The organism is Hafnia sp. CBA7124, assembly GCF_002355555.1.
Taxonomy (GTDB): domain Bacteria; phylum Pseudomonadota; class Gammaproteobacteria; order Enterobacterales; family Enterobacteriaceae; genus Hafnia; species Hafnia alvei.
In genome coordinates this window covers 848,507-864,226 of the sequence record NZ_AP017469.1, presented here as the reverse complement: position 1 = coordinate 864,226, position 15,720 = coordinate 848,507, and the positions used below count along the sequence as shown (strand labels likewise).

Below are 15,720 nucleotides of genomic sequence, written 5' to 3'. Positions count from 1 at the left end.
AGAATAAGTAAGGTCTACTCAACACTTTTCAAGGTCAATTAGCACGAAAATGACTACTTTTTGTTATGAGTCAAGTGGCAAACATTAGGTACAGTTTTTGGAAAGGAAACTAAATGAATAACAAAAGCCTTAAAAAATAAGGCTATCGAAACCAAATCAACGCAGCCATTCGCCCGGTAACGGGCTCGCGACGATAAGAAAAGAAACGCGATTTATCGCTGACGGTGCAGAGATCGCCACCTGTGATCGTCTGAACACCAGCACGACGCAAGCGTAAATGAGCCAACTGATAAATATCAGCTAAATATTTTTCGCCATGCTGAGTAAAAGCCTGTTCCGCATCGGCGTCTTGCTCAATGAACTTTTCGCGAACCTCGCCCCCAACTTCAAAAGCAGTCGGGCCAATCGCAGGACCAAACCAAGCAAGAATATCTTCTGGAGACGAATCAAAGCATGCCAGCGTTTGCTCCAATACGCCGTCGCATAAACCGCGCCAGCCAGCATGCGCAGCGGCAACTTCTGTTCCCTGACGATTACAAAAGAGAACAGGCAGGCAGTCAGCGGTCATTACCGCACAAACCTGCCCAGCGATATTAGTATAAGAGGCATCGGCCTGATTATCAGCGCGATCGCTATTCTTATCTAAACGCAAAACGCGAGTGCCATGTACTTGCTCTAACCAAAATGGTTCCGTTGGCGCAACGATAATCTCCTTCAACCGGCGGCGGTTCTCTGCCACAACAGTGACATCATCACCCACGTGCGTCCCCAGATTTAAAGCATCATAGGGATGAACGCTAACCCCACCCTTTCGGGTGGTGTTAAATGCAACAACGTTGTTTGGTGCTGGCCACAAAGGTGTGATCAACACACTCATAGCCAATCCATTTCGTCTTTGAACTCTTCAGTATCGGCCTGCAATGCTGAAATCAAATCAACCATATCCTGAGGCAATGGCGCGTGCCATTCCATCTGAATACCGCTGATAGGATGGTATAAACGCAGCATCGTTGCGTGCAGTGCCTGACGATCAAAGCCACGCAAAATGGTAATAAACTCTTCCGAAGCACCTTTTGGTGGACGTGGACGGCCACCATATAACGGATCGCCTACCAGCGGATGGCTAATATGCGACATATGCACGCGGATCTGGTGAGTACGGCCGGTTTCCAAGCGTAAACGCAGACGTGTATGAGCACGGAAATGCTCCATAATGCGGTAATGCGTCACCGCAGGTTTCCCCATCGGGTGAACGGCCATGTGAGTACGTTTGGTTGGATGACGTGAAATCGGCTCTTCCACCGTTCCGCCCGCCGTCATCGTACCAATCGCCACCGCTTCATATTCACGCGTAATTTCACGTGCCTGTAGTGCCTCAACCAAACGCGTCTGAGCAGGAACGGTTTTAGCCACCACCATCAGACCCGTAGTATCTTTATCCAAACGATGAACAATACCCGCACGCGGTACGTCTACAATTTCAGGGTAGTAATACAGTAAAGCGTTTAGGATTGTGCCATCAGGATTACCGGCTCCTGGATGAACAACTAAGTCACGCGGTTTATTGATCACCAAAATATCGCTATCTTCATAAACGATATCTAATGGAATATTCTGCGGTTCCCAGCGAGCTTCTTCCTCAATTAGCGCATCAATGGCAATTTCTTCGCCACCGAGCACTTTTTCTTTTGGCTTGTTGATAATTTTCCCGTTAACCTTGACGCGATCGTCAAGGATCCACTCTTTTATACGAGATCGTGAATAATCAGGGAACAATTCGGCCAAAGCCTGATCTAAACGATGACCAAGCTGTGATTCCGTCACCGTTGCGGTTAGTTCTACTTGTTGTGCCATATGGGTTTCTTTCGTTAACGTTGGGTTTTCTCGGCGTTGCCGTTTAAAATAATGTGCTATTGTAGCTGGTCTTTGTCGGGAGCTTAACGGAGAGTCTCCCGGAACAACACAAAAAGGGTAATCAAAACGTCATGACGCGTATGAAATATCTGGTGGCTGCCGCCACGTTGAGCCTGGCGCTGGCAGGTTGCTCCAGTTCCAAAGATGCGGTACCTGATAATCCGCCTTCAGAAATTTATGCTACCGCTCAGCAAAAGTTGCAGGACGGTAACTTTAAAGCCGCTATTACGCAACTGGAAGCGTTAGACAACCGCTATCCGTTCGGGCCTTATTCTCAGCAGGTTCAGTTGGATCTGATCTACGCCTATTACAAATCAGCTGATTTGCCAATGGCTCAGGCGTCTATCGACCGCTTCATGCGTTTGAATCCAACACATCCTAATATTGATTATGTCCTGTACATGCGCGGCCTAACTGATATGGCTTTGGATGACAGTGCACTTCAGGGATTCTTCGGTGTTGACCGTTCTGACCGCGATCCGGAGCATGCCCGTCAGGCATTCCGTGATTTTAGCCAGCTGGTACAGCGCTATCCAAATAGTCAGTACAGCGCAGATGCCACCAAACGCCTTGTCTACCTGAAAGACCGTTTGGCAAAATATGAGCTGTCCGTTGCACAATACTACACCAAACGCGGTGCTTACGTCGCTGTTGTTAACCGTGTAGAGATGATGCTGCGTAACTATCCTGATACTCAGGCAACGCGTGATGCATTACCGTTGATGGAAAATGCGTACAAACAGATGAACCTGACCGCACAGGCCGACAAAGTCGCCAAAATTATTGCTGATAACTCAGCAAAAGCGTAACAGCTCATCCTGTTAAACAGCAAAAAGGCAGCCATTGGCTGCCTTTTTTGTATTTGGTCTGCAGGGGTGAAAACGTCGGCGCTCAATAATGTAATTTTTAGGCCGTAGCAAAGCCGGAGCTTAGCCGTTTTTTCTGTCCCGATTTCCCCACTATGCTTGTTCTTCCGGTCTGACTCAAGCCCTAAATCGCCATGTCTTATTAAAAATCACAAATCGACTTATCTTTGCAAAAAGTGACAAAAATTCGTGATTTTAGTCTCACACTTTCTTGAAAACGGCGTTATTCTAAAATTACCAAGACGGAAAAGACTGAGAGGTATGTATATGACAATTAGTATCACCAGTAAGCAAATGGAAATCACCACTGCCATTCGTCAACATGTCGAGGACCGTCTAAGTAAACTGGAAAAATGGCAAACGCATCTGATCAATCCGCATATCATTTTGTCTAAAGAGCCAAAATTGTATGTTGCCGATGCCACGATTAATACGCCTAACGGACAGTTGATTGCCAGCGCAAAACATGAAGACATGTATGCCGCCATCAACGAACTGATTGCTAAACTCGAACGTCAACTCAATAAAGTACAACATAAAGGTGAAGCGCGTCGCGCAAGTACCAGTGTCAAAGAAGCTAACCTAGAAGAGGCCGACTTAGCAGAGGAAGACGTAGAATAAATCCCTCCCCCAGTTACTCATCGACTAAACGCGCCAGGAGGCGCGTTTTTTGTTGACAGGCCAAAAGTAACACAGGTAAGTTAAGTTCTGATTTTACTCTCATCGCTAACCACTACGACAGGCGTTTTACATGACTCAATCTTTGTTTCTCTTCGCATTCTTTTTTACCTTCCCCTGATTGGGAGGCGTTTTTCCGTATAAAGAAAGCATGCGAAGAAAAACAAAAAAGCCTCCCAATCGGGGGGCTTTTTTCATTTCCACGCTTACAAACTCAACTTCAATACACGATAAGAAAGGCTCGATATGACAACAGATAACCCATTACTGGCATTACGTGAGCGGATCAGCGCCGTCGATAGCAAATTACTGGCGCTATTGAGCGAACGCCGTGAGCTCGCCGAAGCCGTCGCTCGAGCTAAACAAAAAAGCCATCGTCCGATTCGAGATAAAGAGCGCGAGCGAGAGCTCTTGAACTCTCTGACCGAACAAGGAAAAGCACTTAATCTTGATGGTCACTATATCACTCGTTTATTCCAGCTCATCATCGAAGACTCCGTCTTAACCCAGCAGGCACTGCTCCAACATCAATACAATCACACCACCCAAAAGTCTGCTCGTATCGCTTTCCTCGGGCCAAAGGGTTCTTACTCCCACCTCGCCGCTCGCCAATATGCCGCGCGTCATTTCGAACAGCTGATTGAGTGTGGATGCCATCGTTTTCAGGATATCTTCAATCATGTTGAAACTGGTCAAGCCGACTTTGCCGTGTTGCCGATTGAAAATACCAGCTCAGGCTCAATCAACGACGTTTACGACCTGCTGCAACACACCAGTCTGTCTATCGTTGGTGAGCTCACCATTCCTATCGATCATTGCGTGCTAGTCAGCGGTGAGACACGCCTCAGTGATATTCAAACGGTTTACAGCCATCCTCAGCCATTCCAGCAATGCAGCCAGTTCCTTAATGCCTATCCTCAGTGGAAAATTGAATACTGTGAAAGCACCGCTGCGGCAATGGAGAAAGTTGCTGCGCTCAACTCACCGCATGCAGCTGCACTTGGCAGTGAAGCTGGTGGCTCGCTTTATGGCCTGCAACCACTGGAACAAAATCTGGCAAACCAGCAACAAAATATCACGCGTTTTATCGTTCTCGCGCGTAAGGCCATTGATGTCACCTCTCAGGTTCCAGCAAAAACCACGCTGATTATGGCGACGGGGCAGCAATCAGGTGCGTTGGTAGAAGCGCTGTTAGTCTTTCGTGAGCACAATATTGTTATCACGAAATTGGAGTCTCGCCCGATCAACGGTAACCCTTGGGAAGAGATGTTCTATCTGGATGTACAGGCCAATGCCAATGATGCGGCAATGAAAGCCGCGCTGAAAGATTTGCAAGCAATCACTCGTTCACTGAAAACACTCGGGTGCTACCCAAGTGAAAATATCGTTCCCGTTTGATCCCCTGTATAAAACACAAAAGCCTGCATAAGCAGGCTTTTGATATCTAAATGGCTACGTGACTATTTCCGGCTATCGTTGGCCTGACGTAATAACGCTCGGCTTTCCGCTTGGAAATGCTGAGCATGATCGCCAAACCAGTGCTCCACTTTCTTGAAGCTATCAATAAACGCCGCTTTGTCGTGGCTCTCAAGCAAGGCGATAGCCTCACCAAATCGCTGGTAGTAACGTTTAATCAGCGCCAAATTGTTCTCTGATGACATGATGATGTCTGCATAGAGTTGCGGATCCTGCGCAAACAGCCGCCCAACCATCACCAGTTCTAAACGATAAATCGGAGACGAAAGCGCCAACAGCTGTTCAAGCTGAACATTCTCTTCTGCCAAATGTAAGCCATAAGCAAAAGTCGCAAAGTGACGCAACGCCTGGATGAACGCCATATTCTGATCGTGCTCAACGGCACTGATACGATGGAGTCTCGCCCCCCAAACCTGCAGCTGCTCTAACAGCCATTGGTAAGCTTCCGGCTGGCGGCCATCACAATAAACCACCACCTGCTTTGCCAAACTGCCCACGTCAGGCCCAAACATCGGGTGCAAACCTAATACAGGGCCACGATGTGCAGCGAGCATGGCCTGCAACGGTTTATTTTTAACCGATGCCAGATCCACTAATAAGCAGTCGGCAGGAAGCTTTGGTAAGCGCGCAATCGCCTGCTCGGTAAGATGGATTGGCACACTCACGATAACCATGCCTGCATCTGCGCATAGCACTTCAGCTTTCGGCCAGTCATCTTGTTCCAGAATGCGTACTTCATAGCCAGAGAGTTGCAGCATTTTCTCGAAGAGACGCCCCATCTGGCCTCGGCCTCCAACAATGACTACGGGACGTAAATCTGGCTTTAAACTTTTAAAGCCTTTGTCGTTTTCACTGGAGTAAGACTCACGCATTACGCGCCGTAGGACATCTTCAATCAGATCGGGTGGCACACCTAACAGCTCAGCTTCTTTACGGCGAGATGCCAGCATTGATGCTTCACGTTCAGGAACATAAATCGGTAAACCATAGCGGCTTTTTACTTCTCCCACTTCGGCTACCAGTTGTAGACGGCGCGCTAATAAATCCAGCAATGCCTTATCAACTTCATCGATTTGATCCCGCAATGCGGTTAGTTCCGCCACCATGATGCTTATTCTCCTGCGCTACGGTTGCGTAGCGTTGCGCCTAGTTTTTGATGCATACCACGCAGCAGCGTATCCGTTGTTCCCCAATCAATGCAGGCATCTGTTACCGAAACACCGTATTTCATTTCACTGCGTGGCTGCTCTGAACTTTGGTTACCTTCAAAGATATTACTTTCTAGCATAACACCAATAATAGACTGATTTCCGGCACTAATTTGCTCAATAACTGATTCAGCTACCGCCGATTGGCGGCGGAAGTCTTTATTTGAATTGCCATGGCTACAGTCGATCATCAGCGCAGGGCGTAATCCTGCTTTTTGCATTTGGATCTCGCACTCTGCCACATGCTCCGCAGAGTAGTTTGGCGTTTTACCACCGCGCAAAATGACATGGCCATGTGGGTTACCCTGAGTTTGCAGTAAACAAACCTGTCCTGATTGGTTGATCCCAACAAAACGGTGCGCCATAGAAGCCGCTTTCATTGCATTGATAGCGGTTCCCAAGCTACCGTCGGTACCATTTTTAAAGCCAACCGGCATCGACAGCCCAGAGGCCATTTCGCGGTGTGTTTGTGATTCCGTGGTGCGGGCACCAATCGCCGACCAGCTAAATAGGTCGCCTAAAAACTGTGGTGAGTTAGGGTCTAATGCTTCAGTTGCCAATGGCAGCCCCATTTCAACCAAGTTCAAGAGCAGTTCGCGTGCTTTGATAAAACCAGCTTCAACGTCAAACGAGCCGTCCATGTGAGGATCGTTAATCAAGCCTTTCCAGCCCACAGTCGTTCTTGGTTTTTCAAAGTACACGCGCATCACGATGTACAGCTGGTCACGCAACTCAGCTGAGATGGACTGCAAACGACGGGCATAATCAAGAGCAGCATCAGTATCATGAATAGAACAAGGGCCACAAACAACCAACAGACGATGATCTTTACCTTCCAAAATATTCGCAATGTCCTGACGAGAAGCCGCGATCTGTTCTTGCAGCAGTGAACTCAGTGGAAAGCGATTTTTTAATTCTTCTGGCGTGATCAGTATTTGTTCGTCGCTAATGTGCACGTTATTTAATGCGTCTTTTTGCATAATCATGATAGTACCTGCCCTTAATTGAGTGATGACGCTCGTGATGATTTGAATCTTTACTGCTTGCGTGAGTGCGTCTGAGAAACACCATATCATGCCATGTAAAGTTTTCAACCCATTAGTGTAAAGAAATAATTACCGTAAACTTTACACTACACTTCTCAACAAAATTTGAGGCAACGCCCAGTTTTGCTATTGCCCTGAAGGCCGATGGTTTAAGCATGATAAAATGGCGGTTACATCATGGAGGACACATGCTTAAAGTCATCATTGTTGACGACGAACAACCCGCGCGCGACGAGCTTAATGAGCTATTAACCAAACACGCCAGTATTGAGGTGATAGCCCAGTGCAGCAACGCGCTGGAAGCGATTCCGGCTATTCATAAACTCCAGCCGGATGTGATCTTTCTTGATATCCAAATGCCACGCATTAGCGGCTTGGAATTGGTCTCTATGCTCGATCCCGATACCATGCCGTACATCGTTTTTGTTACCGCGTTTGATGAGTACGCTATTCAGGCATTTGAAAAACACGCCTTCGATTATCTGCTTAAGCCAATTGATAACAGCCGTTTGAGCAAGACGCTGGAACGCTTGCAAAAAGGCATTAATGTAAAACAAAATTTACAGCCATTTAGTGAACCCCAACTTAAGCACATTCCCTGCCACGGATTAAACCGCATCTTCCTGCTCAAGCTCGATGAAGTTGAATACCTCTCATCCGAGCTTAGTGGTATCCACGTTGTAGGGATCCACCAAAGCGGATATACGCAACTCACGCTCAAAACGCTGGAAGAAAAAACGCCCTTTGTTCGCTGCCATCGTCAATACATGGTCAATGCGGATCGCCTCAGCGAAATTCAGCTTTTGGATAATGGCTCCGCCGAAGTGATAACCCACACGGGAAAAAGAATTCCAGTCAGCCGCCGCTATCTGAAAAACTTAAAAGAACGCTTGGGAATTACGTAATAAATACACTTTACTATAAAGACGGTCTATTTCATTTTCCCCAAATCATTCTCCCAATGAAGGTGCGTGATGTTAAGAAATCATATCTTTATTTTGTGTCTTGCCCTTTCAGCCTGTACGCAGTATCCGGGTGGCGTGGATAAAGGCTCAATGTGGTTTAACGCCGGTTTTGAAGATGCTAGCACGGGGAAAGTCGTGCGCGATAATGACGCGTTGACGGAATGGTATGGAAACCCTGACGTTGAGCGGGCCGCCTATTTAGACGGTTACAACCATGGTGCACATCAGCTGTGCCAATCTTTCGCTATTGAACAGTGGGGAGCACAAGGAAAGCCTTTCCCTGCCAGCTGTGATAGCGCCGTAAATATTGCGGAATTACGTCTTAGATGGCAGCAAGGGATAAATAAAACGCTGCCACGATAGTAGGAAACAATAAAAAGCAACACGCTAGAATAGATATATATCAGTATGTTTATTTAGATCAATTTTATTTGAAATTGCTTCACTGGTTTTTATAAACAGAGATCTCATTCGCAGATTAGCACATAAAGCTCATAGATATTAACCCTAGTACTTTTGGGTTAATTTTTAAAAGGGAACTTATGATAACGCTACAATTTGCGATAATTATTCTTTGTTTATTACTGGGGACGCGCTACGGCGGGATGGGACTCGGTCTCATCAGTGGGATTGGACTCTTCTGTTTAACCTTTATTTTCGGCCTTGAACCCGGTAAACCACCGGTTGAAGTTATTCTAACCATCCTTGCCGTCATCGGTTGCGCTTCTGTACTACAAACCGCAGGTGGCCTGAACGTGATGATGCAGTTTGCAGAACGGTTGCTGCGCAAACATCCACAGCACATCACGATTTTAGCGCCATTAACAACATGGACGCTGACTTTCCTCTGCGGTACCGGCCACGTGGTTTACACCATGTTCCCGATCATCTCCGATATCGCCTTAAAGAAAGGTATTCGCCCAGAACGCCCGATGGCCGTGGCCTCGGTCGCATCACAAATGGCAATCACCGCATCACCGGTCTCTGTCGCCGTTGTCTCCCTCGTCTCCATTTTGGGTGCTGCTCACGGAATTGGCCACGCCTATAGCATTCTAGAAATCTTGGCAATTTCCGTTCCTGCCTCGCTGTGTGGCGTTATTGTGGCTGCCCTGTGGAGTCTACGTCGTGGTAAAGATTTGGATAAAGATCCTGAATTTCAGGCAAAAATCAGCGATCCCAAACAGCGTGAGTTTATCTATGGCAACAGCGAAACCTTGCTGAACCAGAAATTCGACAAACGCGCCTACTGGTCTACATGGATCTTTTTCGCCGCAATCTTAGTGGTGGTTCTACTGGGGGCATTCTCTGAATTACGTCCATCCTATGAAATTAAAGGCGTAATGAAGCCATTGTCGATGAATCTGGTTATCCAGATGATGATGCTCATCGCTGGGGCCATCATCTTAATGGCTTGCAAGGTGAAACCTGCCGATATCTCAAGCGGTGCCGTATTTAAAGCCGGTATGGTTGCCATCTTCTCAGTATTCGGTGTGGCATGGATGAGCGATACGTTCTTCCAAGCACACATGCAGGACCTTAAGCTTGTTCTCGAGGATGTGGTGAAGTCCCAACCATGGACTTATGCCCTGGTGCTGTTCTTAGTTTCTAAGCTCGTCAACAGCCAAGCAGCGGCGTTAACCGCCATTGCACCAATGGGTCTGCAACTTGGTGTCGATCCGAAGATGCTCATTGCCTTCTTTCCAGCGGCTTATGGCTACTTTGTTTTACCGACCTACCCAAGCGACTTAGCCTGTATTGGATTCGACCGTTCCGGCACCACCAAAATCGGTAAATTCATCATCAACCATAGCTTTATCCTGCCTGGCTTTATTGGCGTAATCACCTCCTGTATCGTTGGCTATGTGCTCGTCACATCCTTCATGTAGTTTTCGGCTAACCGGTATTTGCCACAGTAAATACCGGTTCCTCCACAGGCTATTGCTCGCATATAAATAAAGAGCATAACCTGCTGGCGAAAATACAAAAAATAAGCTAAATGAACCCATTCTGAGCCAGCAGACGACCCGCTATAATGTGACGCTTGTCAACTTTGGCATTATCTCGTTACTGGAACCATCATGCTTTCTACACGCGCATACCGCGCAATGCCCCTGTGCCTGTCTATCTTGTCTGCTTTAACTAGCTCCGCTGCTTTTGCTGATACCTCGCTATTCACCGCGATGGATGATCCAACAACGGCGAAGAAGAGTTTCGACGGTAATGTTCAAGCGGGTTATAACTCTCAATCAGGAAACTCTGAGAGCTCGAACCTGCTGGCTAACACCACAATGACTTGGTTTAATCCCGAAACAGCCTATAGCCTGTGGGGAACAGCAAATAACACTAAATCAGGCGACACTCGTTCTTCAGAGAAATATCAGGCAGGTGCTCGTTCACGTTATAACCTTAGCCCTGACAACTATATTTTTGGTCAAGGTAGTTGGATTAACGACCGCTATGCTGGCTATGATTCCCGCTCAACGGGAACCTTAGGTTACGGCCGTCAAGTGCTGGCAACGCCAGCGCAAAACCTGCGCGTAGAGTTTGGTCCGGGTGTTCGTCACGACGAATATCATGGCGGTGGGCGTGAGACTCAGGCATTAGCCTATGCGGCAGGCAACTACGCTTACCAGCTCACCAAAAATACGCAGTTCACGCAGGGTGTTTCTGTTATGGCCAACGATGACACCACGGTCAACTCGGAAACCGCACTAAACGTTGGGATCAATGACGACTTCTCTCTGCGTCTTTCATACAACGTGGTGTACAACACCGAGCCTCCGGCCAGTGCGCCAAAGAAAACCGACACGTCGACAGCGATTACCCTGCGATACAATCTGTAAAAATAACTGTGTGACTCAATAGAAAAAGCCCGCTTAGCAGCGGGCTTTTTTGTGCCATTTAATCATGCGATAACAGCCATAAAAAAAGGGGCTAGCGCAATGCTAACCCCTTTAAAACTAATAACGTTTGGATGTTGCTTACGCTTTAGCGCCCAGACGCTCTTTGATACGAGCTGATTTACCGGTACGCTCACGCAGGTAGTACAGTTTAGCTTTACGAACGGCACCACGACGTTTAACAGTAATGCTGTCGATTACTGGTGAATGAGTCTGGAATACACGCTCAACACCTTCGCCGTTAGAAATCTTACGAACAGTGAATGCAGAGTGCAGACCGCGGTTACGGATTGCAATAACCACGCCCTCGAATGCCTGCAGACGTTTTTTAGAACCTTCAACGACCCATACCTTAACTTCCAGAGAATCACCTGGACGGAATGCAGGTACGTCTTGCTTCATCTGCTCTTGTTCGATCTGTTTAATAATGTTGCTCATAATATGTCTCTTACCCTAGGTAAACTGATATATCGGGTCGTTCAGCCTTGATAAACAAGTCGCTTAAACGTTCCCTTCATGGTCTTGCTGTTCTAGACGATATTCCTTGCGGAACTCGGCTAACAGCTTCGCTTGCTCGTCAGTCAGAGCTAGGCTTTCTAGAAGTTCAGGTCTTCTAAGCCAGGTACGGCCCAGCGACTGCTTCAAGCGCCAGCGACGAATCTCTGCATGATTTCCCGACAGTAAAACCGGCGGTACCTCCATGCCTTCTAACACTTCAGGGCGTGTAAAGTGCGGACAATCCAGCAGTCCGTCGGCAAATGAATCTTCTTCTGCTGAAGCTTGATGACCCAAAACTCCCGGAATAAACCGTGAGACAGAATCAATCAGCGTCATAGCAGGAAGCTCACCGCCGCTAAGTACGTAATCTCCGATTGACCATTCTTCATCAATTTCGGTTTGGATTACACGCTCATCTATACCTTCATACCGACCACAAACCAGAATTAACTTCTCGTTTGTGGCCAGCTCGCAAACACCTTGCTGGTCAAGTTTGCGACCCTGCGGCGAGAGATAAATCACTTTCGCCCCTTCGCCTGCCGCTGCTTTTGCAGCGTGGATAGCTTCCCGTAAAGGTTGCACCATCATCAACATCCCCGGACCACCGCCATAAGGACGGTCATCAACGGTGCGATGCCGATCGTGCGTGAAGTCTCGTGGACTCCAGCACTGCACGCTTAGCAGGCCATTCTTAACAGCCCGGCTAGTTACCCCGTAATCAGTGATTGCGCGGAACATCTCAGGAAATAAGCTAACTATACCGATCCACATAACTCAATCCACATAGCGCCATACCCTTTCAACAACGGATGCTACACGCCTTCCAATAATTGGAGGTTAAAAACCAGGATCCCAATCTACTTCAACAATGCGAGTAGTGAGATCGACTTTCTTGATTACCTGCCCGTCGAGGAACGGAATCAACCGCTCCTTGATACCGAATGCATCTTTCAGGTTTGCCTTAACGACCATAACGTCATTAGAACCGGTTTCCATCATATCGATGATTTTACCCAGCTCGTATCCAGCGATGGTGACTACCTGGCAGCCCATAAGGTCTTTCCAGTAATAATCGCCATCTTCTAGCTCTGGCAATTGCGACTCTTCCACTACGATCTCACGATTCGTTAGCGCATTCGCCGCATCTCGGTCATCAACACCTTTGATTTTGATAACCAAATCCTGATTGTGGCGCTTCCAGCTTTCTAGCTCGACATGCTGCCACTGACCAGCCTGCTGGATAAACCATGGCTGATATTCAAAAATGCTTTCGGCGTCTTCGGTGGATGAAAACACTCTGAGCCAACCGCGAATACCATATGAAGAACCCAGTTTCCCGAGTACCACGGGATTAGTAAGTTGTTTGCTCATTGTGACCACCGCAACGGATTAAGCAGCTTTCTTAGCTTCTTTGATCAGCGCAGAAACGCGATCAGAAACAGTAGCGCCCAAACCAACCCAGTGGTTTACGCGATCCAGATCCAGACGCAGAGATTCTGCCTGACCTGCTGCCAGCGGGTTGAAGAAACCAACACGCTCGATGAAACGGCCGTCACGTGCATTACGGCTGTCAGTTACTACTACTTGATAGAACGGACGCTTTTTAGCGCCGCCACGAGCTAAACGAATTGTTACCATAACATCCTCATTAGTTAATAGAACACCAGACCCCATCGAGGAACGGAGTCCGGTGTCTGTTGTTCTTAACGAACATAAAAGCCCGAAAATTTTACTCACTTTGGCGCGAAAAGCAACCGAAAGCGTACTTACGCCCCGGTTGCAGTTGCTAAAATAGGCAAAAGGAGGGATTAACGACCAGGGAATCCGGGTGGCATCATACCTTTCATGCCACGCATCATTTTCGACAAGCCGCCTTTCTTCATCTTCTTCATCATACGCTGCATTTCATCAAATTGTTTAAGTAAACGGTTGACGTCCTGCACTTGCATACCAGAACCCTGCGCGATACGACGTTTACGCGAGCCCTTGATAATTTCTGGGTTGGCACGCTCTTTCAGCGTCATGGAGCTAATAATCGCTTCCATACGCACCAAGAGTTTGTCATCCATCTGAGATTTAACGTTTTCTGGTAGTTGCCCCATGCCTGGCATTTTTGCCAGCATTGAGGTCATCCCACCCATGTTACGCATTTGCTTAAGCTGATCCATAAAGTCGGTGAGATCGAAGCCATCACCTTTCTTCAGTTTCTGTGCCAGCTTCTCGGCCTGCGCACGGTCAACTTTGCTCTCAATATCTTCGATAAGCGACAGAACGTCACCCATACCAAGAATACGAGAAGCCACACGGTCTGGGTAGAACGGTTCCAGCGCTTCGGTCTTTTCACCCACGCCCAAGAACTTGATCGGTTTACCCGTGATATGGCGAATAGATAAAGCCGCACCACCGCGCGCATCACCATCGACCTTTGTCAGCACCACGCCGGTTAACGGCAGCGCTTCATTAAAGGCTTTGGCGGTGTTCGCCGCATCCTGACCGGTCATGGCATCAACAACAAACAGCGTTTCAACCGGATTAATCGCGGCATGAACCTGTTTGATCTCGTCCATCATCGCTTCGTCAACGTGTAAACGACCCGCGGTATCGACGATCAGAACATCATAAAATTTCTGCTTAGCATGCTGTAAAGCACGGCTAACAATCTCGATTGGCTTCTCTTTAACATCGGACGGGAAGAAATCGATGCTCACTTGCTGAGCCAAGGTTTCTAGCTGTTTAATCGCCGCTGGGCGATAAACGTCGGCAGAAACCACCAACACTTTCTTCTTATGTTTCTCTTTAAGAAACTTACCGAGTTTACCCACGCTGGTTGTTTTACCCGCGCCTTGCAAACCTGCCATCAACACAACAGCAGGCGGCTGTGCGGCGAGATTCAGCTCGGTGTTCACTTCGCCCATGGCGTTCGTCAGTTCGTTTTTAACGATTTTGACGAACTCTTGCCCTGGGGTCAGACTTTTGTTCACTTCGTGCCCTACGGCACTTTCTTTAACACGATTGATGAAGTCACGGACTACCGGCAGCGCAACGTCCGCTTCCAGTAATGCCATGCGTACTTCACGCAATGTGTCTTTGATATTTTCTTCGGTCAGCCGCCCGCGGCCGCTGATGTTGCGCAATGAGCGCGACAATCGATCGCTTAAATTTTCAAACATTGTTTCTGCTCAACGTTAAGACTGGCCGTCAAGGCGACGACGTAGATGGCGGCGAGTATAACACGAAGATGGCACCTTTCTCCTCCTTGCTGCGCGGATTGGTTGGAGCGTGACGCGGCTAACGCTATACTGGCCTCATAATTCACTCTGATAATGCCAAATTCACCATGCCTGCATTTGCCATATTGGCCATGATTTCCTACTTACTCAGCCTCGGCTTAATCATTCCGAGTCTGGTACAAAACAACCGAGCCTATCGCCGCTTGGCGCTTTTGTTCGCCGCTATTGCGCTCATCAGCCACGCCGTTGCACTACAGGCTCGCGTTTTTGATGTCACCACCGGACAAAATCTTAGCTTACTGAACATTGGTTCGATCGTAAGCCTGATGATCTGTTTTGTGATGACTGTTGTCGCCTCACGTGACCGTGGCTGGTTTTTACTGCCGATTGTATACAGTTTTGCCTTGATTAATCTTGGGCTCGCCAGCTTCGTTCCAGGGGAGTTCATCACCCATCTAGAAACGACGCCGTCTCTGATGATTCACATTGGTCTGGCGCTGTTCTCTTACGCAACGCTGATCATTGCTGCGCTCTATGCCCTACAGCTTGCGCTGCTCGACTATCTGCTGAAAAACAAAAAACTCACCTTTACCGCCGATATGCCACCGTTGATGAGCATCGAACGCAAAATGTTTCATATTACGCAGGTCGGTGTTGTGCTACTCACACTCACCCTGTGCACTGGCATGTTGTACATGGATAACTTATTCAGCAAAGAAAACGTGCATAAAGCCGTACTGTCGATTTTGGCATGGTTTGTCTATGTTTTATTACTGTGGGGGCACTTCCGCGAAGGCTGGCGTGGACGCCGCGTCGTATGGTTCAGCTTGCTGGGCGCATTTTTACTGACGATGGCTTATTTTGGCAGCCGTCTTCTTCAGGAAGTCATGGTAAACTAACTCCCCTCCCTTTTTCGCTCACCCCGTGATACCACGGGGT

General features: G+C 47.9%; 17 protein-coding genes and 1 other annotated feature. Of the genes, 8 read left to right on the top strand and 9 right to left on the bottom strand.

Annotated elements, in window-relative coordinates; translation table 11 throughout:
- Positions 1-142: 142 nt before the first annotated feature.
- Together yfiH and rluD are read right to left on the bottom strand one after the other, a co-directional pair.
- Entirely contained in the window at positions 143-877 is a 735-nt protein-coding gene (gene yfiH, locus CPY98_RS04055; RefSeq protein WP_096386442.1) for a purine nucleoside phosphorylase YfiH, read from the bottom strand.
- On the bottom strand, positions 874-1,854 hold the full coding sequence (gene rluD, locus CPY98_RS04050; protein ID WP_025801528.1) for a 23S rRNA pseudouridine(1911/1915/1917) synthase RluD: 981 nt from the start codon (positions 1,852-1,854) through the stop codon (positions 874-876). Before rluD ends, yfiH begins: the two co-directional genes overlap by 4 nt.
- A gap of 131 nt (positions 1,855-1,985) precedes the next feature.
- On the opposite strand from rluD, the gene bamD reads away from it, so the two are divergent.
- The 3 genes from bamD to pheA all read left to right on the top strand — a co-directional run bounded on the left by bamD (position 1,986) and on the right by pheA (position 4,856).
- Positions 1,986-2,723 carry an outer membrane protein assembly factor BamD gene (gene bamD, locus CPY98_RS04040; RefSeq protein ID WP_043491093.1) on the top strand — a complete coding sequence of 246 codons (738 nt, stop codon included), beginning with the start codon at positions 1,986-1,988 and terminating at the stop codon, positions 2,721-2,723.
- 324 nt (positions 2,724-3,047) lie between these two features.
- Positions 3,048-3,401: a ribosome-associated translation inhibitor RaiA gene (gene raiA / locus CPY98_RS04035; RefSeq protein WP_025801530.1), complete on the top strand. Its 354-nt coding sequence runs from the start codon at positions 3,048-3,050 to the stop codon at positions 3,399-3,401.
- 129 nt (positions 3,402-3,530) lie between these two features.
- Positions 3,531-3,656, top strand: a sequence feature (Phe leader region).
- A gap of 48 nt (positions 3,657-3,704) precedes the next feature.
- On the top strand, positions 3,705-4,856 hold the full coding sequence (gene pheA, locus CPY98_RS04030; protein WP_046449059.1) for a bifunctional chorismate mutase/prephenate dehydratase: 1,152 nt from the start codon (positions 3,705-3,707) through the stop codon (positions 4,854-4,856).
- A 62-nt stretch (positions 4,857-4,918) separates the two neighbouring features.
- Here the strand turns inward: pheA and tyrA are convergent, their stop codons facing one another.
- Both tyrA and CPY98_RS04020 read right to left on the bottom strand, forming a co-directional pair.
- Entirely contained in the window at positions 4,919-6,040 is a 1,122-nt protein-coding gene (gene tyrA / locus CPY98_RS04025) for a bifunctional chorismate mutase/prephenate dehydrogenase (protein ID WP_025801532.1), read from the bottom strand.
- 5 nt (positions 6,041-6,045) lie between these two features.
- Entirely contained in the window at positions 6,046-7,128 is a 1,083-nt protein-coding gene (locus tag CPY98_RS04020; protein ID WP_269472261.1) for a 3-deoxy-7-phosphoheptulonate synthase, read from the bottom strand.
- 248 nt (positions 7,129-7,376) lie between these two features.
- On the opposite strand from CPY98_RS04020, the gene btsR reads away from it, so the two are divergent.
- The 4 genes from btsR to CPY98_RS04000 all read left to right on the top strand — a co-directional run bounded on the left by btsR (position 7,377) and on the right by CPY98_RS04000 (position 10,996).
- Positions 7,377-8,093: a two-component system response regulator BtsR gene (gene btsR / locus CPY98_RS04015; RefSeq protein WP_043491088.1), complete on the top strand. Its 717-nt coding sequence runs from the start codon at positions 7,377-7,379 to the stop codon at positions 8,091-8,093.
- A gap of 69 nt (positions 8,094-8,162) precedes the next feature.
- The gene (locus tag CPY98_RS04010; RefSeq protein WP_096386440.1) at positions 8,163-8,516 is read left to right on the top strand and encodes a DUF2799 domain-containing protein; all 354 of its coding nucleotides are present in this window, start codon (positions 8,163-8,165) and stop codon (positions 8,514-8,516) included.
- 179 nt (positions 8,517-8,695) lie between these two features.
- Positions 8,696-10,039 (top strand): anaerobic C4-dicarboxylate transporter, encoded by a 1,344-nt coding sequence (locus CPY98_RS04005; protein WP_025801536.1) that lies wholly within the window; start codon positions 8,696-8,698, stop codon positions 10,037-10,039.
- 192 nt (positions 10,040-10,231) lie between these two features.
- The gene (locus CPY98_RS04000; RefSeq protein WP_040047198.1) at positions 10,232-10,996 is read left to right on the top strand and encodes a YdiY family protein; all 765 of its coding nucleotides are present in this window, start codon (positions 10,232-10,234) and stop codon (positions 10,994-10,996) included.
- A 138-nt stretch (positions 10,997-11,134) separates the two neighbouring features.
- On the opposite strand, the gene rplS is transcribed toward CPY98_RS04000, so the two are convergent.
- From rplS to ffh, 5 genes are all read right to left on the bottom strand, one after another.
- Positions 11,135-11,491 carry a 50S ribosomal protein L19 gene (gene rplS, locus CPY98_RS03995; protein ID WP_004090612.1) on the bottom strand — a complete coding sequence of 119 codons (357 nt, stop codon included), beginning with the start codon at positions 11,489-11,491 and terminating at the stop codon, positions 11,135-11,137.
- Between the two features lie 63 nt (positions 11,492-11,554).
- Positions 11,555-12,322: a tRNA (guanosine(37)-N1)-methyltransferase TrmD gene (trmD, locus tag CPY98_RS03990; RefSeq protein WP_004090614.1), complete on the bottom strand. Its 768-nt coding sequence runs from the start codon at positions 12,320-12,322 to the stop codon at positions 11,555-11,557.
- 66 nt (positions 12,323-12,388) lie between these two features.
- Positions 12,389-12,922, bottom strand: coding sequence for a ribosome maturation factor RimM (gene rimM, locus CPY98_RS03985; protein ID WP_025801539.1), 534 nt, complete (start codon positions 12,920-12,922; stop codon positions 12,389-12,391).
- Positions 12,923-12,940: 18 nt separating this feature from the next.
- Positions 12,941-13,189, bottom strand: coding sequence for a 30S ribosomal protein S16 (gene rpsP, locus CPY98_RS03980; RefSeq protein WP_025801540.1), 249 nt, complete (start codon positions 13,187-13,189; stop codon positions 12,941-12,943).
- A gap of 170 nt (positions 13,190-13,359) precedes the next feature.
- Entirely contained in the window at positions 13,360-14,721 is a 1,362-nt protein-coding gene (ffh, locus tag CPY98_RS03975) for a signal recognition particle protein (RefSeq protein ID WP_025801541.1), read from the bottom strand.
- A 167-nt stretch (positions 14,722-14,888) separates the two neighbouring features.
- Between ffh and CPY98_RS03970 the strand changes: the two genes are divergently transcribed.
- Positions 14,889-15,680, top strand: a complete 792-nt coding sequence (locus tag CPY98_RS03970; protein WP_025801542.1) for an inner membrane protein YpjD — start codon at positions 14,889-14,891, stop codon at positions 15,678-15,680.
- The last annotated feature ends 40 nt before the right edge of the window (positions 15,681-15,720 follow it).